This is a genomic window from Kitasatospora sp. GP82, from assembly GCF_029892105.1.
GTDB lineage: Bacteria > Actinomycetota > Actinomycetes > Streptomycetales > Streptomycetaceae > Kitasatospora.
In genome coordinates, this window is sequence record NZ_JARZAJ010000011.1 from 193,231 (window position 1) to 209,997 (window position 16,767).

Annotated in this window: 12 protein-coding genes; 8 read left to right on the plus strand and 4 right to left on the minus strand. The window is 70.9% G+C overall.

Going from position 1 to position 16,767, the window contains the following annotated elements; all coding sequences use genetic code 11:
• Positions 1-70: 70 nt before the first annotated feature.
• Positions 71-295, plus strand: coding sequence for a hypothetical protein (locus P3T39_RS13995; RefSeq protein ID WP_280697894.1), 225 nt, complete (start codon positions 71-73; stop codon positions 293-295).
• Positions 296-444: 149 nt separating this feature from the next.
• Here the strand turns inward: P3T39_RS13995 and P3T39_RS14000 are convergent, their stop codons facing one another.
• Complete coding sequence (locus P3T39_RS14000) at positions 445-2,022, minus strand: NAD(P)/FAD-dependent oxidoreductase (protein ID WP_280697859.1); 1,578 nt, start codon at positions 2,020-2,022, stop codon at positions 445-447.
• A 393-nt stretch (positions 2,023-2,415) separates the two neighbouring features.
• Between P3T39_RS14000 and P3T39_RS14005 the strand changes: the two genes are divergently transcribed.
• The gene (locus P3T39_RS14005) at positions 2,416-3,654 is read left to right on the plus strand and encodes a hypothetical protein (RefSeq protein WP_280697895.1); all 1,239 of its coding nucleotides are present in this window, start codon (positions 2,416-2,418) and stop codon (positions 3,652-3,654) included.
• A 117-nt stretch (positions 3,655-3,771) separates the two neighbouring features.
• Here the strand turns inward: P3T39_RS14005 and P3T39_RS14010 are convergent, their stop codons facing one another.
• Positions 3,772-5,139, minus strand: coding sequence for a peptidase C39 family protein (locus P3T39_RS14010; RefSeq protein ID WP_280697860.1), 1,368 nt, complete (start codon positions 5,137-5,139; stop codon positions 3,772-3,774).
• Positions 5,140-5,398: 259 nt separating this feature from the next.
• Here P3T39_RS14010 and P3T39_RS14015 point away from each other — a divergent pair, with 259 nt between their 5' ends.
• From P3T39_RS14015 to P3T39_RS14035, 5 genes are all read left to right on the plus strand, one after another.
• Positions 5,399-6,370 (plus strand): cupin domain-containing protein, encoded by a 972-nt coding sequence (locus tag P3T39_RS14015; protein WP_280697861.1) that lies wholly within the window; start codon positions 5,399-5,401, stop codon positions 6,368-6,370.
• Positions 6,367-7,674, plus strand: a complete 1,308-nt coding sequence (locus P3T39_RS14020) for an MFS transporter (protein WP_280697862.1) — start codon at positions 6,367-6,369, stop codon at positions 7,672-7,674. The genes P3T39_RS14015 and P3T39_RS14020 overlap by 4 nt, the downstream gene beginning before the upstream one ends.
• 97 nt (positions 7,675-7,771) lie before the next feature.
• Positions 7,772-7,936, plus strand: coding sequence for a hypothetical protein (locus P3T39_RS14025; RefSeq protein WP_280697863.1), 165 nt, complete (start codon positions 7,772-7,774; stop codon positions 7,934-7,936).
• A gap of 113 nt (positions 7,937-8,049) precedes the next feature.
• Entirely contained in the window at positions 8,050-9,405 is a 1,356-nt protein-coding gene (locus tag P3T39_RS14030) for a YcaO-like family protein (RefSeq protein ID WP_280697864.1), read from the plus strand.
• Positions 9,406-9,633: 228 nt separating this feature from the next.
• Positions 9,634-11,247 carry a peptide chain release factor 3 gene (locus tag P3T39_RS14035; RefSeq protein ID WP_280697865.1) on the plus strand — a complete coding sequence of 538 codons (1,614 nt, stop codon included), beginning with the start codon at positions 9,634-9,636 and terminating at the stop codon, positions 11,245-11,247.
• A gap of 31 nt (positions 11,248-11,278) precedes the next feature.
• On the opposite strand, the gene P3T39_RS14040 is transcribed toward P3T39_RS14035, so the two are convergent.
• Positions 11,279-13,921 (minus strand): amino acid permease, encoded by a 2,643-nt coding sequence (locus P3T39_RS14040; RefSeq protein ID WP_280697866.1) that lies wholly within the window; start codon positions 13,919-13,921, stop codon positions 11,279-11,281.
• 321 nt (positions 13,922-14,242) lie between these two features.
• Between P3T39_RS14040 and P3T39_RS14045 the strand changes: the two genes are divergently transcribed.
• Positions 14,243-14,698 (plus strand): hypothetical protein, encoded by a 456-nt coding sequence (locus tag P3T39_RS14045; protein WP_280697867.1) that lies wholly within the window; start codon positions 14,243-14,245, stop codon positions 14,696-14,698.
• 43 nt (positions 14,699-14,741) lie between these two features.
• Here P3T39_RS14045 and P3T39_RS14050 read toward each other — a convergent pair whose 3' ends face one another.
• Positions 14,742-16,592, minus strand: a complete 1,851-nt coding sequence (locus P3T39_RS14050; RefSeq protein ID WP_280697868.1) for a glycoside hydrolase family 15 protein — start codon at positions 16,590-16,592, stop codon at positions 14,742-14,744.
• Positions 16,593-16,767: the final 175 nt, after the last annotated feature.

The following is a 16,767-nucleotide window of genomic DNA, read 5'->3' on the forward strand; positions in this document are numbered from 1 at the left end:
CGACCTATCCACGGACTCCGGCCGGGAGGACCTCCACCCCGTACCCCGGGAGCACGCCGGACGCGGCCGGTTGAAGGTGTACCTCGGCGCGGCCCCAGGGGTGGGCAAGACGTACTGCATGCTCGACGAGGCGCTGCGCCGCAAGGCCCGCGGCACCGACGTGGTCGTGGCCGCCCTGTACGCGGACGGATCGGCCGCCCTCGTCGAGGCCGGGACGATGCGCCCTGCCGCTGATCTCACTTGCCCCCGTTCGGGCGGCGGCTCGACGCGCGGGCCGGTTCGGCACCGAAGGTGATCGCGCGCAGCAGCTCCTGCATGCGGATGGCTCGGTCTCGCCCGTGCGGGGGAAGCGGTCTGCGCGATGATTCACGGGAGGGCCCGTGGTCGGCCAGTCGGCCCAGGTGAAGGTGTGCCGACCGTCGCCGTGGCGGAGACCGTGAGGTGTCACCGGCCAAGCGCGGCCATTGCCGCGTTGTGGCCGGGGATGCCGCTGACGCCCCCGCCGCGTACGGCGCCTGCTCCGCAGAGCAGGACGTTGGCGTGGGCGGTTGCCACACCCCAGCGGTCGCTCGCGCTGTCACCGCAGGGGAAGGCCAGGTCTTGGTGGAAGATGTTCCCGCCCGGGAGGCCGAGTTCGTGTTCCAGGTCGAGCGGGCTCTTCGCTTCGATGCACGGCCGTCCGTGGTCGTCCAGTGCCAGGCAGTCCGCGAGCGGTTCGTCCAGGAACGCGTCCAGCGGTTCCAGGACGGCTTGGAGCGCCGCTTCCCGCATCGCGCTCCCGCCGTCCGCGAAGAGCCGGGCAGGCAGGTGCAGTCCGAAGAGCGTGAGGGTCTGGTAGCCCCGGGCGGCAAGCTCGCGGCCCAGAATCGACGGGTCGGTGAGTGAGTGGCAGTAGATCTCGGAGGGTGCGGCCCCGGGCAGCCGCCCGGCTGCGGCCTCTTGGTATGCGGCCTCCAGCTCGCGGTACGACTCGGCGACATGGAAGGTCCCCGCGAAGGCCTCCCGCGGGTCCACCGAGCTGTCCCGCAGCCGTGGCAGCCGTCGTAGCAGCATGTTCACCTTGAGCTGCGAGCCCTCCGGTCCGGGGGCGGCGGGCTGCTCGCCGAGGAGCCGGGCCAGGGTCTGTGGTGCCGCGTTGCACAGCACCTGCCGCGCCCCCACCGTGTGTTCGGTGTCCCCGGCGCGGTAGGTCACCTCGGCGGCCGTGCCGTCGGTGGCGACCGACGTCACCTCGCAGCCGGTGCGGATCCGGGCGCCGGCGGCCTGCGCCGCGTCGGACAGTGCGTCGGTGAGCGCGCCCATGCCGCCGATCGGTACGTCCCAGTCCCCGGTGCCACCACCGATCACGTGGTAGAGGAAGCAGCGGTTCTGGCGCAGCGACGGGTCGTGAGCATATGTGAAGGTACCGATCAGAGCGTCGGTGAGGACCAACCCTCGGACGAGGTCGTCCGTGAAGTGGCGCTCCACGCTCTCGCCGATCGGCCGCTCGAAGAGTGCCTCCCACGCCGCAGGGTCGGCCACCCGCCGGCGTAGCTCCGCGCGGCTCGGCAGCGGCTCGGTGAGCGACGGGAAAACCCGCTCGGCCACCCTGCGGGTCATGCCGCAGAAATCCTGCCAGGACTTGAACTCCTTTTCCGAGCCTGTGAGTTCATGGAAGGATGCGGCGGTACGGGCCTGGTCCGCGCCGTCCACCAGGAGGCCGGTCGGACGGCCGCCGCGCACGGTCGGGGTGTACGAGGCGATCCGCCGCTTTCGCACGGCGAAGCGCAGCCCCAGCTCGTCGATGATCTTTCTGGGCAGCAGACTCACCAGATAGGAGTACTGGGACAGCCGTGCCTGCACGCCGGAGAACGCCTGGGTGGACACGGCTGCACCGCCGGTGCGGCCAAGCCGTTCGAGGACCAGCACGCTGCGTCCGGCCTGGGCCAGATAGGCAGCGGCGACCAGGCCGTTGTGGCCACCGCCGACGATGACGGCGTCGTAGGTGGAGCGGCTTGCCGGCGGTGCGGCGTTGGGCTGCATGCGGCTGTCCTATCAGGGCGCGGTGGCGTTGGCCAGGGGTTGTCGTCAAAGGGCACGCCCACATCGGGAGTAGGGCGAGGGTGACAGCTGCAGCCGGGGCTGTTGAACCGATGCGATCCGCGATGCCCGGTGCTCCGGGAGAGGTTCATGTGCCAGTGCCCCGGGGCCTGGAGCTTCGGTGATCCGTGGCCCATGGTCTGCGGCGACTGCGACGCCCGCATGGCGCCTACCGTGACCACACCGCACCTGACCCGCACGGCGCCGAAATCGCCCGTTCGCACTGATCGCATAAGCTGTGCGGCTGAGCGGGGGTTCGCGAGTCGGGAAGAGGGACGAGTGTTCGGAGTGACCCCTGCACGTGCCACTGCCGACTACAGTGCCGAGACCGGCCGGATCGCAGGTCTGTGGATCCGGCGACACCATATTCTGCTGGCCGCCTGGACAGCCCTCTGGTTCCTGATCGTCGAGCCCAGCGGGGGCGTCTCCTGGCACTACTTGCGCCAGGGCGAGCAACTGCTCTTCGGCGGCGATTCCGGTGGTGGGCTCTCGCTCTACGCCCACCATCCCGAACTGCAGATCGGCCCGGTCAGCCTCGCCGCGGCCCGGCTGTTCGACCCGTTCCCGCCGTACACCGGACAGGTCCTGGCCGAGGCGACGATGTCGGCGCTCGGCCTGGTGATGCTGGTTCTGGTCGGGCGCACCGCCGCCAGGCACTACCTGGGCACCGGAACGAACCACCGGCGCCTGCAGCAGCGCATCCTGGTCGCGGGTCTGGCCTTCATCCCGATGTGGGTGGAGGTCTCGGTCCGGTTCGCCCACCTCGACGACGTCCTGGCACTCTTCTTCACCACCCTCGCCGCGCATGCGCTGGTCCATGACCGGCCCACGGCGGTGGGCGTCTTCCTCGCCCTGGCGGTGGACTCCAAACCCTGGGCGATCTCCTTCCTGCCCCTGGTGCTCGCCCTGCCCAGCCCGGCCTGGAAGCGGACCTTCCTCTGGTTCGGGGGCCTGGTGGCCGTCGCTTGGCTGCCGTTCTACCTGGGCAACCTCGGCTCCCTCTCCGCGGCCCGATTCACCATCCCCAACCAGCCCGCCTCCTCGCTTCGCTGGCTCGGGGTCTCCGACCCGGCCACGCCGTGGTGGGACCGCCCCGCCCAGTTCGGCCTCGGGCTCGGCTTCGGCACCATCGCGGTCCGGCGCGGCCGCTGGCCGGCTGTCGTGCTGCTCGGTGCCAACGCCCGCGTCCTGCTCGACCCGAGCGTCTACACCTACTACACGGCGTCGATCCTGCTCGGGACGCTGCTCTGGGACACGGTCGGACAGCGCCGACTCGTACCTTGGTGGAGCTGGGTCGCGCTGATCACCCTTTACGGGGGCACGCTCCTCCTGCCCACTGATCCGATCCGAGGGCTGGCACGGCTCGCCTTCGTCGTGGTCTCCACGTCGGTCGTTCTGTGCTGGCCCGCCAAACAGCTGCGCCGCAGGGGGCGCGGGCGCGGCCGTGGACGGCGGGTGCCGCCACGCAGCCACCACGTGCCGGAACAACGGCGGCGGGAGCCCGCCCGTGACGGCTCTCGCAGTGGCGCAGGCACAACGCGGGAGTGGCAGAGCGAGCGGATCCTGTCGAGATAGGCCGCACAGCGGGAGATCAACGCAGGGGCGGGCCCAGGGCATTCGCCGGCGACGGCGGGCCCGCGACAGCGACGAGGAGCCGCCGGGGCGTCGAGACGGCCTTCGGCCGGCACCTGGTCAGCTGATTCCTGCATCCCGTAGTGCGCGGCGCTGACCCGGTGCCGAGTCGGTGGGCCAGTAGAGGTAGCAGACACCGCCTGAACCGCCCACCGCCCGGCCGTTCGCGTCGTACCGCTTCGTCCGCAGCCAGACGTTCTCGAACTGGCGGCGGTTGTAGACCCGCCGGACCGCGTCGTCGGTCGGCGAGGCGGGGTCGTTGGCGATGATGTCGCCGTCCTCGGTGAAGCCGATGACCACCATCAGGTGCCCGGCGGTGCCGTACCCCGCGCCGTCCAGCTCGCCCGGAAGAAAGGACTGGGACGTGATGACCGGGACACCCGCGTGGATCAGGAGCTCCACGTCGGTCAGCGAGTCCAGCCGGGTGATGATGCCCTGCATGTCCTGGAACGTCGCCGCGTAGGCGGCATTGAAGGGCCAGTTCCCGCAGCCCCCGTACTGGTAGTCGAAAGTGGAGCGGGCGGCGTGACAGACCTGCGGGTCGGTGTAGGAGGCGTTGACCCAGGAGAGGTCCGCGGAGGTGGGTCTGCGGTCCCAGTACTCGACGACCATCTGGGAGGAGGTGGGGCTGCACCACGCCTCTCCTCCGTTGTCGTACTCCGGGTACTGGCCCTTGTGGATCTCCTGCGAGTAGCGGGGCACGGCCAGTTCGCGGCCGGAGGCGATGCCAGGGGTGGAGGCGGGTACCTCGAAGCGCTCGGGGACGTCGGAGCCCATGGCGCCCAGACGCCAGACGGTGGGGCTCAGTTCGGTGCCCGGCCTGCGGTAGAGGGTGAGCCGGAGTCGGTAGGACGTCAGGCGCAGACCGCCGGCCGGGTCCTCGATGACGAAGGTGTCGGTCGAGATGCGGCTCCTGCCGTCACTCTGGTTGTCGAGCGAGCTGCGGCGGATGTCCTGGTCGCCGGCTGCCCAGCGGCCCATCAGGTACCACGGCGTCCCGGTGCCGTCGGTGTAGGTGCCGGACAGCTCCACGGTGATCCAGGTACCGGCGGGGGTGTGGGCGTTCCAGGACGCCACTGCCTCGGTCGCCGGGGCCGTGAGGCAGTGCACGGGGGAGGTCCAGGTGGCCCACTCCCAGGTGGACGTCCTGCCGGTGTGCGGGTCGAGCTGGTCGCTGGTCCCGGCGGCCGTCGCGATGCACACGCCGGGGCGGTCTCCGCCCACGATCCGGGTGCCCCGGCCGGAGCCGCTCGCCCAGTCGGCCGTCGTGGTCCAGGCGCGGTAGTCGACCGTCGTGGCTGCGGAACGTCCACTCCCTTCCCGGCCCTGGTTCCGAGCGGCGGCCGAGGCACGGGGAGCGGCGGCGCCGGCCGGTACGACGGCCAGGGCGGCGGCGAGGACGGTTCTGCGTGAGGTGTAGTCAGGCACGTGTTCTCAACGCGGCCGGCCCGGGCGGCGTCACGCGGTGCGGGGCGTCGCGCCGCCGCCCCCCGACTGCCGGAGGGTCTGAGAGCCTCGCGCCCCCGGGATGCCCCATTCTGACGGGTTACCTGCTGGCGGATCCTCCAAGTTGACACTCTCGGCTCGAAGTAGGAGCCGGGTCCGGTGAGTTGGGACAGGATGAGGACCGCCACCGGGTCGGTCAGCGGGTCCCGGTCGGCGACCACCCGACTGATGAGGACGCATCGTGGACATCTTGCGTGCCGGTGACCGGGCCATCGCAGCCGATGGCGGTCTCGCAGGTCTGATCGAGCCGTTGGACAGCGAGAGCTTTCTGCGTGAGCGGCTCGGCAGGAAGCCCTTCGTCGTCCGCGGGTCGGCCGGACGGTTCGGGGATCTGCTGGGCTGGGAGGATCTGAACGCGATCCTCGGATCCACCCGGGTGGACCTCGGCCGTATGCATCTCGCAGGTGGTGCGGGCACCCGTTCGCTGCTCTCCTGCGCGGAGCCGGTGCCGCAACTGGCCCCGCGCGGAACGCCGTTGCGCCTGGCTCCGGACCGCCTCCAGGCGGCGCTCGCCGAGGGTGCGACGCTGGTGGTCGACGGCATCGAGGAGCTGCACGCCCCGTTGCGCAGGCTCGTCGCCGCTGTCGAGAAGAGTCTTCGCTGCCTCGTGCAGGCCAACCTGTACGCCAATCTCGGGGGTGCCAGGCAGGGGTTCGGCACCCACTGGGACGACCACGACGTACTGATCCTTCAGATCGAGGGCGCCAAGCACTGGGAGATCCACCGGCCGACCATGGACTTCCCGGTCGGTGTGATCAGTGAGCCTCCGCTGCCGGAGCCCGGCACCGCCCACTGGTCGGGCGAGCTGGCCGACGGGGACGTCCTCTATCTGCCGCGCGGTTGGTGGCACCGGGTCAGCGCCACCGACGAGGTGTCGGCGCATCTCACCGTGAGCGCCAGGCTGCCTTCGGCGGGCGACCTGCTCCGCCGGTTGATGACCCGGGCGGCCGGCGAGTACGCCGAGATACGACAGGACCTGCCACGGTTCGCCGGACCGGAGGACGCCGGGCGGTGGTACGCCGCCCTGCGGGAGGTACTGGTCAAGGCGGTGGACACACCGGGCCTGCTGGAGCAGCTCGCGGGGGAGCTGGACACCGGTGCGCCAGCCCGTCCGGTCTTCGCGCTGCCCGACGCGTGTCCCGCCGGCCGATGAGGGCCCGTGAGGCCCTTGCCGGAGCGGTGCGCGGGCTGCCGCGCGAGTTCTGGTGGGTGTGGGCGAGCATTCTGGTGAACTGGGCCGGAGGCTTCGCCACTCCGCTGATCGCCCTCTACCTCACCACCGGCCGCGGGTACTCGGCCTGGTTCGCGGGGCTCGTGGTCGCGCTGGTCGGTGCGGGCGGAGTCGCGGGGACGCTGCTCGGCGGCGTCCTGACCGACCGGGTGGGGCGCCGGGCGACGCTGCTGGGTGCGCATCTGTGGACGGCGGTCAGCATGGCGCTGATCGGCCTGGCCGACCGGCCGTGGAGCATCATGGCGGCGACGCTGGCGATGGGGCTCGGACAGTGCGCCGCCAGACCGGCGATGCAGGCGATTCTCGCCGACCTTGTGCCGCCGCAGGACCGCGAACGCGCGTACGCCCTCAACTACTGGGCGCTGAACGTCGGTTTCGCGGTGGCGGCGATGCTTGCCGGGCTGCTCGTGACCTGCGGATTCACCCTGGTCTTCGTGGCGGACGGCGCAACGACCCTGCTCTGTGCGCTGCTGGTCTATCTGAAGCTGCCGGAGACGGCACCGCGCCCCGCGGCGCCCCGGAGTGCCGCGGCCGGGGCCGAGCCGGTGGCCACGGCGCGGCGACGGACAACTGTGCTGCGCGACGGCAGGTTTGTGCTCCTGGTGGTCTCCACCCTGCTCTTCGGCTCGGTCATGCAGCAGGCGCAGAGCACCCTGCCGCTCGCCATGGTGCGCTCGGGGTTGTCCGCCTCGGCCTTCAGTACGGTGATCGCACTCAACGGGCTGCTGATCATGCTGCTGCAGATCCCGCTCACCGGCCTGGTCCGGGGGCGGTCCAGAACCGGGGTGCTCCTGGTCGCTGGGCTGCTGCTGGCCTGGGGGTTCGGGGTGAACGCGGTCGCGCACGGCATCGTCGTGTACGCGCTCTCCGTGGCCCTGTGGACCCTCGGCGAGATCCTTCAGGCCCCCGTCGGGATCGCGGTGGTCGCCGACCGTGCCCCGGCCGGCCTCCGCGGCCGGTACCAGGGCCTGTACTCGACCGCGTGGTCCGGGGCCTCCTTCCTCGGCCCGGCCGGCGGTGCCTGGGTGCTGGACCGATTCGGCCCGGCCGCCCTGTGGTGGCTCTGCGCCGGGGTGGGCACGGTGGCGGCCCTGGGCAGCGCCGCCGCCGTCCACGGCATGGGCTCCCACGACACCGGGGACGACGGCCGGGCCCGACCCGGCGAACGCCGGACGGTTCGGAAGATCCGGAATACCCAAGTACTCCCTCAGGCCGCCGAGTTGTAGATCGGCGGAACTGGGGGGAGAGGTGGAGCCCCACCTCTCGACCTCGCACCGAACGCCCCGCAGCCGCGGTGGCGTCCGCACCCGAAAGGAAACCGCAATGACCCAGTCCTTCGAGTCCGAGACCGCCTACGAGTCGCTCGTCGTCAACAACTGCGTCGCCGCCTACCTGCCGGAGGAGCTCGTGGTCAACAACTGTGTGGCCGCGTTCATGCAGCAGGATGAGCTCGTCGTCAACAACTGTGTGATGGCGTACGTGATCTGACGGTACGTCGTAGCACCCTTCGGTGCGGGGCGGCCACGGCCGCCCCGCACCGGGCACCGAGAAATCGCGAACCGCTCCCCGTACCGTCCCGCCCACCGGAAGGCAGCCCGCAGGTGATCCGCAACGACGTCCGGCCGTTCAGCACCGTGATCACCAGGATGCGGACCTTCGCCGGACCCGGCGGTACGCCGCAGCGGCTGCGCCTCGCCGTGGCCGACCTGCCGGATCTGACGGGACGGCTGCCCTGGCAAGGAGACCGGCAGGCCTTCGGGGCGTCCTGGGAGGGCGAGGAGCAGGCGGTTCGCGGCGCGACGGGCGAGGCGGTCGAGCGCTACTGCGCCCCCTGGCCGCGCCCCGAGCACGAGACCCTCCACGGCAGTTACCTGGATCTGGTGCGACGAGGCGTCCCTGCCCTGGACCCGTCCGCGCTGGCGCTCTACTCCCGGGCGCAGTACGCCGCCCCCGGCTTCCGGTTCAGGCCGTTCACCGAGGCCGACGAGGTGTGGTGGGTGCGAGGCCGGTCGCTCAGTCACGGACGGGACATCCATGTGCCGGCCTTTCTGGTGCACGCGTCCTGGCCCCAGATGCCGCAGGGGCGATCCGAGCCCCGGTACACCTTCCCGGTGCTCGGCGGACTGGCCGCCGGTACGACCGATGCGCAGGCCCAGCTCTCGGCGCTGGAGGAGGTCGTGGAGCGGGACACCACCGCGATCTGGTGGGGTAACGCGCAGGCCCTGCCGGCGCTGCCGGTGCCGCGGGACATCGCGGCACTGCTGACGCCCTCGGCACGGGACTTCGAGACCCGGCTGATCCATCTGGACAACGTCTTCGGTGTACCGGTCATGGCCGCGGTGGTCCGGGACTCCGCCGAGGGCTGGCTGACCATCGGCACGGCCGCCCGGCACGACGCAGGCGAAGCCGCCCGCAAAGCCCTCGCCGAGGCGTATCTGCTGCAGCTCACCTGCCTGAGCCTCGACAACCCGCGCACGCTGGCCGGGCTCAGCGGCGGCAACGGGTCGCGCCCGACGGCCCTGAAGCCCTGGCGGCAGGACCGCGGATACCTCGACTCCTACCGTGACGACGCGGCAGACGTGGTCGAACTGATCTGCCAGCAGCAGCTCTTCCTGGACCGGCGGGCGGGCGAACGCGTGGCCGGGTGGACCTGGGACCTGCCCGAGCGCGGCTGGGAGGGGCTGCCCGAACTCCCCGAGCGTTCGATCGACACCCTGCGGGCCCGGGTCGAAGCGGTGGGACACGAGGTCATCTGGGTCGACCTGAGCACCCCGGAGGCCGACGCGGCCGGGATGCGGGCCGGACGGATCATCGTTCCCGGCACCGTCTGTACGGCTCCGGCGGCCTTCCCCTCCTGGGGTGCCGGACGGGTGCAGCGCTGCGCGGTCCAACTCGGCTGGCGGAGCGAACCGCTGGACGAGAGCGAGCTGAACACCTTTCCGATGCCGCACTCCTGAGACCGGCCGGCAACAGGCCCCGGTGCAGATCGGACCCCGCTCTGCGGTCCGCAGAACAGCCGACGTGCCGCGCCGGTCCGCCGTTTCGCCGCCCCACTGCCCGGGCCCGTTGGGGGTTAGGCCGTCCGGCCGACTAGAATCACTGCGGGGCTGCGGACCAGACACCCGGCTCAGCAGGTACGGAGATGGCGTCACCGGCCTGATGCCTACCTGTACCCGAGGAAACACGTGAGCAACGAACAGTCGATCCCCGTCCTCCAGGTCCTCAACGAGGCCGGCCGCCGTCGGACCTTCGCCGTGATCAGCCACCCCGACGCGGGCAAGTCCACGCTCACCGAGGCGCTGGCGCTGCACGCGCGGGCGATCACCTCGGCGGGCGCGGTGCACGCCAAGGGCGGCCGGCGCGGGGTGACCAGCGACTGGATGGAGCTGGAGCGCGAGCGCGGTATCTCGGTGACCTCCGCGGCGCTGCAGTTCGACCACCGCGGCCATGTGATGAACCTGGTCGACACCCCCGGTCACGCCGACTTCTCCGAGGACACCTACCGGGTGCTGGCGGCCGTCGACTGCGCGATCATGCTGGTCGACGCGGCCAAGGGCCTGGAGGAGCAGACCCGCAAGCTCTTCGCGGTCTGCCGCCACCGTGGCGTCCCGGTGATCACCTTCATCAACAAGTGGGACCGCCGCGGCCGCGACGCGCTCACCCTGCTCGAGGACATCGAGACCCACCTGGGCATCACCCCGGTGCCGGTGGTCTGGCCGGTCGGTGCCGCAGGCAACCTGCGCGGCCTGGTCCAGGCCGCGGACACCGAGCAGATGCTGCGCTACACCAAGGTGCCCGCGGGTACGCACGCCGCCATCGAGGAGCAGCTCACCGCCGAGCAGGCCGCCGAGCAGGAGGGTGAGGACTGGGAGACCGCGCTGGAGGAGCTGGAGCTGGTGCTCTCCTCCGGCCCCGGCTACGACCAGGAGAGCTTCGAGGCCGGCAAGATCAGCCCGGTCTTCTTCGGCGCCGCGCTGACCAACATCGGTGTGAAGCTCCTGCTGGACGCCGTGGTCGACCTGGCCCCCGCCCCCGGGCCCCGCCCGCTGGCGAAGGGCGGCAGCCGCGAGGTGGGCGAGGAGTTCTCCGGCCTGGTCTTCAAGATCCAGGCGAACATGGACCCGGCGCACCGCGACCGGATCGCCTTCGTCCGGGTCTGCTCCGGCGTGTTCGAGCGCGGAATGAACGTCACCCGTGCGGCCAGCGGCCGTTCCTTCGCCACCAAGTACGCGCACACCGTCTTCGGCGCCGAGCGCACCGTGGTCGACACGGCGTACCCGGGCGATGTGGTCGGTCTGATCAACGCGAGCGCGCTGCGGGTCGGCGACACCCTCTACACCGGCAGGAAGGTGGAGTTCCCGGCACTGCCGGCCTTCGCCCCCGAGTACTTCGCGGTGGCCCGGCCGAAGGACATCAGCCGCTCCAAGCAGTTCCGCAAGGGCGTCTCGCAGCTGGACGAGGAGGGCGTGGTCCAGGTGCTGGTCTCCGACCGGCGTGGTGACCAGGCACCGGTGATGGCCGCGGTCGGCCCGATGCAGTTCGACGTCGTCCTGCACCGGATGGAGCACGAGTTCTCCTCCCCGATCACCCTCGACCACCTCTCCTACCGGCTGGCCCGGGTCACCGACGCCGACGGCGCCGCCGCGCTGGCCAAGGCCCGGCTGACCGACGGCGAGGTGCTCACCCGCCGCTCGGACGACGCGCTGCTGGCCCTGTTCGCCGACAAGTGGCACCTGAACGCCTTCCAGCGCGCCAAGCCCGACATCCTGCTCCAGCCGCTGATCGCCACCGCGGACTGACCGGCCGTCTGCCGGCCGAGGGGGCTCCGGATCAGGTGCCCTCCCCGGCCGGCAGGTCCTGCTCGGCCCAGATGGTCTTGCCCGCGGCCGTGTAGCGCGTTCCCCACCGCTGGGTGATCTGGGCGATGATGAACAGGCCCCGGCCGTTCTCGTCGTCGCTGGCGGCGTGGCGCAGATGGGGCGAGGTGTGTCCGGTGTCGGAGACCTCGCAGCTGAGGCTCCGGTCGAGGATGAGACGGACGTGGATCGGCCCGTCGGCGTAGCGGATGGCGTTGGTGACCAGTTCGCTGACGATCAGTTCGGTGGTGAACGACAGGTCCTCCAGTCCCCACTCGCGCAGTCGTCCCGTGGTGGCGGCACGGGCATCGCCGACCGTGGCCGGGTCGGCATCCAGCTCCCATTCGGCCACCTGGAGCTCGTCGAGCATCTGCGTGCGGACGAGGAGCAGGGCCGCGTCGTCGTCCACGGGGCCGGGCAGCAGGGCGGCCACGACTCGGTCGCAGAGCTCCTCCAAGGGGCGCCGGGACTGGGAGAGAACATCGGCGAGCAGGCCGAGCCCCACGTCGGGGTCGTGGTCGGCGGCCTGGACGAGGCCGTCGGTGAACAGGGCGATGAGGCTTCCCGCGGGCAGGGGGAGTTCCGCGCTCTGGAACGGCAGGCCGCCCAGTCCCAGGGGCGGGCCCGGCGGGAGCTCCGGGTAGCTGACGACGCCGCTGTCCGGGCTGACGATGGCGGGTGGCGAGTGGCCGGCCCGCGCCATGCTGCACTGTCCGGACACCGGGTCGTACACCGCGTACAGACACGTCACGCCGAGGGCTCCGTCACCGTCGGCTCCCCAGTCGCCCCGGCGGGGGGCGTCCGCCTGCTCCCTGGCGGTCTGCCCGACCACGTCGTCCAGACGCGCGAGGAGCTCGTCCGGAGCGAGGTCCAGCCGGGCGAGGACGTTCACGCTGGTGCGCAGGCGTCCCATGGTGACGGCGGCGCGCAGTCCGTGGCCGAGTACGTCCCCGACGACCAGGCCGACCCGCGTGCCCGACAGCGGGATGACGTCGAACCAGTCGCCGCCCACCCCGGACCGGCTGTCTGCGGGCACATAGCGGCTCGCCGCCTCGACCGCCGTCTGTGGCGGCAGGCTGTGGGGCAGCAGGCTTCGTTGGAGTCTGAGGGCCGCGGTGTGCTCCCGGGTGACGACCGGCATCAGGACGACGCCGAGCAGCAGGGCCCCGAGGCCCATGACGGTCACTCCGCCCGTTCGTCCGATGATCGGCAGGTCGAAGGAGGTCGCGCCGTAGCCGGGGTCGGCGTAGACGTCGAAGGCGGCGTAGCAGAAGAAGTAGAGCATCATGAGCCCGCCCAGGCCCGGGAGCAGGCCCTTGAACACGAGGTCCCGGGGACTGCGGGTGAGCACCTTGCGGTAGTACCAGGCGCAGGCGAAGCCGGTGAGGCCGTAGTAGAACGCGATCGCGAGGCCGACCGAGTCGATGGAGTCGGCCAGGACGTTGTGGCTGATCGTCGTCAGCAGGATGAGGAAGCCGACGGAGGCCAGGCCCATGCCGACGGTCGACCACGTGGGGGTCAGGTACCTGCGGTGCAACCGGGCGAAGTAGGAGGGGACGGTCTTGTGCGCCGCCATGGAGAAGACGGTCCGGGCCATGGGCAGGATGGTGGTCTGGGTGGAGGAGACCGCCGAGGTCAGCACCATGAAGATCAGCAGCTTGGTGAAGACCTGGCCCAGGCCCTGGTTGCCGAAGACCGCGTTGCCCAGACCGGAGAGCACATCCCCGGAGTTGTTCGTGTTCCCCAGTCCGATGCCCTCGGTGCCGACTCCGGCGAAGGCCTGCGCGGAGGTGGCGACCAGGGCGTAGATGATCAGCAGTAGCACAGTGGAGACGACCGCCGCCCGCCCCGGCGTGTGCCTGCTGTCGGAGGTCTCCTCGTTGACCGTGACGGCGGTGTCCCAGCCCCAGTAGACGAAGACGGCGGAGAGGACGCCTGCCGTCAGAGCCTTGGCCGAGGACACCTGGAAGGGGTTGAACCAGGAAGCGGAGACGTGGATCGCGGTCGGGGGGCTGCTGGTGTAGACCCTGACCAGGGCGGTGACGGCGAACAGGACCAGCACCGCCACCTCGACGCACAGCAGCCAGCGCTGGACGGCGGCCGAGACCTCGATGCCGACGTAGCAGACCGCGGTCATCACGGCGATCCAGACGACTCCTGCGACGGTGGTCCACAGCCTGCTGTCCGCGAGTGAGCCGAACCCCAGGAGACGGAAGGTGTAGATACCCGCGATCTCCGCGAGGTTCGCCATCACGATGATGTCGGCGACGATGATGCCCCAGCCGCCCATCCAGCCGATGCGAGGACCGAAGGCGCGGGTTGCCCAGGTGAAGGTGGTCCCGCAGTCGGCGTCGCTGGCGTTGAGTTCCTTGTAGGCATACGCGATCAGCAGCATCGGGATGAAGGCCAGCATGGTGACGATCGGGGCCTGGAGGCCGACCCCCGCCACGACCAGGCCGATCGCTGCCGCCAGGCTGTAGGCGGGAGCGGTCGAGGCCAGGCCGATGACAACCGAGGAGAAGAGCCCCAGGGCACCGGCTTTGAGCCCTTTCTCGCCTGCGCCCGAGCCGGGCGCAACCGGCGCGGCCAACTCGGCAGGACCACCGGAGAGCTTCACACCTGATTCCAACTCCGAATCTCGCGCGCAACGCGACTGCCGGACGGCCCGGGAGGCCGCCCCGTCACGGTCGGCCTTCCGCCCGGGTCTCGCGATCACCATTTTCCCCGCAGACGATGAGGCCCGCCAGGGCAGGTCACGGGCGGGGACGCGGTGGTTGCGGTGCCGCCCGTCCGGCGGTAACCGTCACCAGCGGTGACGGCGCATGTCCGTGGAGCAAGGGCGCACGGTCGTGAGGTGCGGCGATACGCTGAGGACAGGTGCCGCTGCGGCGGTTCCCGGCATGTTCGGCATGTGCCGGACTCGAAGGACGGGTGCCCTATGGCCGTTTCTCCTCCTCCTCCTCCGACGCCGCCGCAAGGACAGGGACAAGGACAAGGACTGGGCAGGACGGCGACCGGTGTCGCGGTCGGGCTGGTCGTGGTGTTCGTCGCCCTGTTGATCTCCGGTCTTGAGGCGATCGTCCTTGCCGGCGCCGGTGCGCTCTTCGGTACGACTGTCCAGCGAGGGGCGGTCGCGGATGCCCGGAACGAGCGCGCGGCCGCGAAGAGCCAGGCCGTGGCCGAGCGTTCCAGGGCCGACGCCCTCCAGCGGGACGCCCAGGCCGGGCAGGCGCTGAAGGCCATGGTCATCGAGGCGGCGGACCGGCAGACCGGGCCCGCAGCCACGGCACATGACGGTCGGCCGGGCGAGCCGGTCCCGGGCGGGGACCAGACCCTCGACACGGATCTGGCCAGGCTGACGACCCTGGCACGCAAACTCTTCCACGAGGGCTGAGCGGCCGGAGTCCTCGGCGTTGGCCGAGGGCAGTGGGTCTGGCTCAGTGGGTCTGGCAGTGCCGGGAGACCGTTCCGGGGCGAGCCTTGATCGCACGGTCCAGGTTGGTGGCCGCGCTGATCAGCGCCAGGTGCGTGAAGGCCTGGGGGAAGTTGCCCAGGGCTTCTCCGGCGGGACCGATCTCCTCCGAGTACAGGCCCAGGTGGTTGGCGTGGGTGATCATCTTCTCGAAGACGTAACGGGCTTCGCCGACTCGTCCGCTGCGGGCGAGCGCCTCGACGTACCAGAAGGAGCACAGGTTGAAGGTGCCTTCCCGGTCGGTGAAACCGTCGCTGCCGTCGGCGTGGTAGCGGTGGACGAGGCTGTCGCTGACGAGGTGCTCCTCGATCCTCCGTACCGTGGACAGGAACCTCGGGTCGCCCGGCGCCGCGAACTTGACCAGCGGCATCACCAGCAGTGACGCGTCCAGCGTCGAACTGCCGGGGCAGCTGACGTACGCCGAGTGCTCGGGGGCGAAGCACATCTCCTGGACGTAGCGGTAGGCGGCGGAGGAGGTGTCCCGCCACCGTTCGACGGGGGCGGGCATTCCGCGCTGCCGGGCGATGCGCTGGGCCCGTTCGAAGGCGACCCAGGTCATCAGCGCCGAGTAGGTGAACCGCTGACGGCCGCCGCGGGTCTCCCAGATCCCCTCGTCCGGTTCCTCCCAGTGCTTCTCCAGCCACTCCAGCTGTCGGCTCAGGGCCTCCCACAACTCGTAGGAGATGGGCTGTCCGTACTTGTTGTAGAGGTAGACCGAGTCCATTAGCTCGCCGTAGATGTCGAGTTGGAGCTGGCCGGTGGCCGCGTTGCCGATCCGGACCGGCCGGGATCCGCTGTACCCGTCGAGGTGGTCGAGCACGGTCTCCGGCAGATCCGGCCGGCCGTCGATGCCGTAGAGCACCTGCAACCCGGTGTCCGGCGGGGCCTCCAGGCAGCGGCAGCGGAGCCAGTCGATGAACGCGGAGGCCTCCTCGGTGAAGCCGAGCCGCATCAGCGCATAGAGCGTGAAGGCGGCGTCACGCACCCAGGTGTAGCGGTAGTCCCAGTTGCGTGCTCCGCCGGGCGACTCGGGCAGCGAGGTCGTCGGGGCCGCGACCAGCGCTCCGCTGGGCTGGTAGACGAGCAACTTCAGTGCGAGGGCGGAGCGTTCGACGATCTCGCGGTACCTGCCCTGGTAGTGCGAGTGCCGGATCCAACTGTCCCAGAAGGCCAGCGTGGAGTCGAGGAGGCGGCACACCTGGGTGTCGTCGATGGGGTGCAGCTCACCGCCCCACTCGGCCGCGAACTCCAGCGTCTGCCCGGGTTCCAGCTCGACCGTCGCCACCACGGCGTCGCCGTCGGGGCGCAGCGGAGCGGACGACCGCAGGGCCAGCGTGCCGGCCGGGCTGCTGAACACGGCTCCGAGGTCCGGCACGAGGTGCACTTGGTGCGGCGCGCGCGCGTAGTCGAACGCGGGGCGGCAGCGCATGTCCACCACGGCCCGCCCCCTGAGCACCCGCACTTGGCGGACGATCTGCCGCACGCCGGCCTTGGGACACGAGTAGTGGTCGGGCACCATGAAGTCGTACAGCTCGGCCACGGCGCTCTCGCCGAGGAACCGGGTCAGCAGCACATTGGAGTCGGGAAGGTACATCTGCTTGGTGCGCTGGGCCTGGCGCACCGAGACCGAGAACGCACCGCCCTGCCTGCAGTCCAGCAGCGATCCGAAGACCGAGGGCGAGTCGAAGCGCGGCAGACAGCACCAGTCGATCGTGCCGTCGTCCCCGACGAGCGCCACGGTGTGCAGATCGCCGATGATCCCGTGGTCCTCGATCGGCGTGTAGGCCGGTTTGCCACTCCCGGTGACGAGTTGCATACGAACCCCTCCTCAAGGGGATGCGTGAACTCCACCACTCCCTGTATACCGCCGCCGTGCCCGCCGCGCGTAGCTGGTGGCGGGTTCGCGACGCGACGCCCACCCGGCGGTCGCTCACTGCGGCCGACCCGGTACGGCGGGCGGGCAGCGCCCGCCCGAGCGGGAAACACAGCAG

Coding starts and splice junctions, on each gene's coding strand:
- P3T39_RS14020 (WP_280697862.1), top strand. CDS start 6,367: ATGAGGGCCCGTGAGGCCCTTGCCGGAGCGGTGCGCGGGCTGCCGCGC.
- P3T39_RS14000 (WP_280697859.1), bottom strand. CDS start 2,022: ATGCAGCCCAACGCCGCACCGCCGGCAAGCCGCTCCACCTACGACGCC.
- P3T39_RS14025 (WP_280697863.1), top strand. CDS start 7,772: ATGACCCAGTCCTTCGAGTCCGAGACCGCCTACGAGTCGCTCGTCGTC.
- P3T39_RS14050 (WP_280697868.1), bottom strand. CDS start 16,592: ATGCAACTCGTCACCGGGAGTGGCAAACCGGCCTACACGCCGATCGAG.
- P3T39_RS14045 (WP_280697867.1), top strand. CDS start 14,243: ATGGCCGTTTCTCCTCCTCCTCCTCCGACGCCGCCGCAAGGACAGGGA.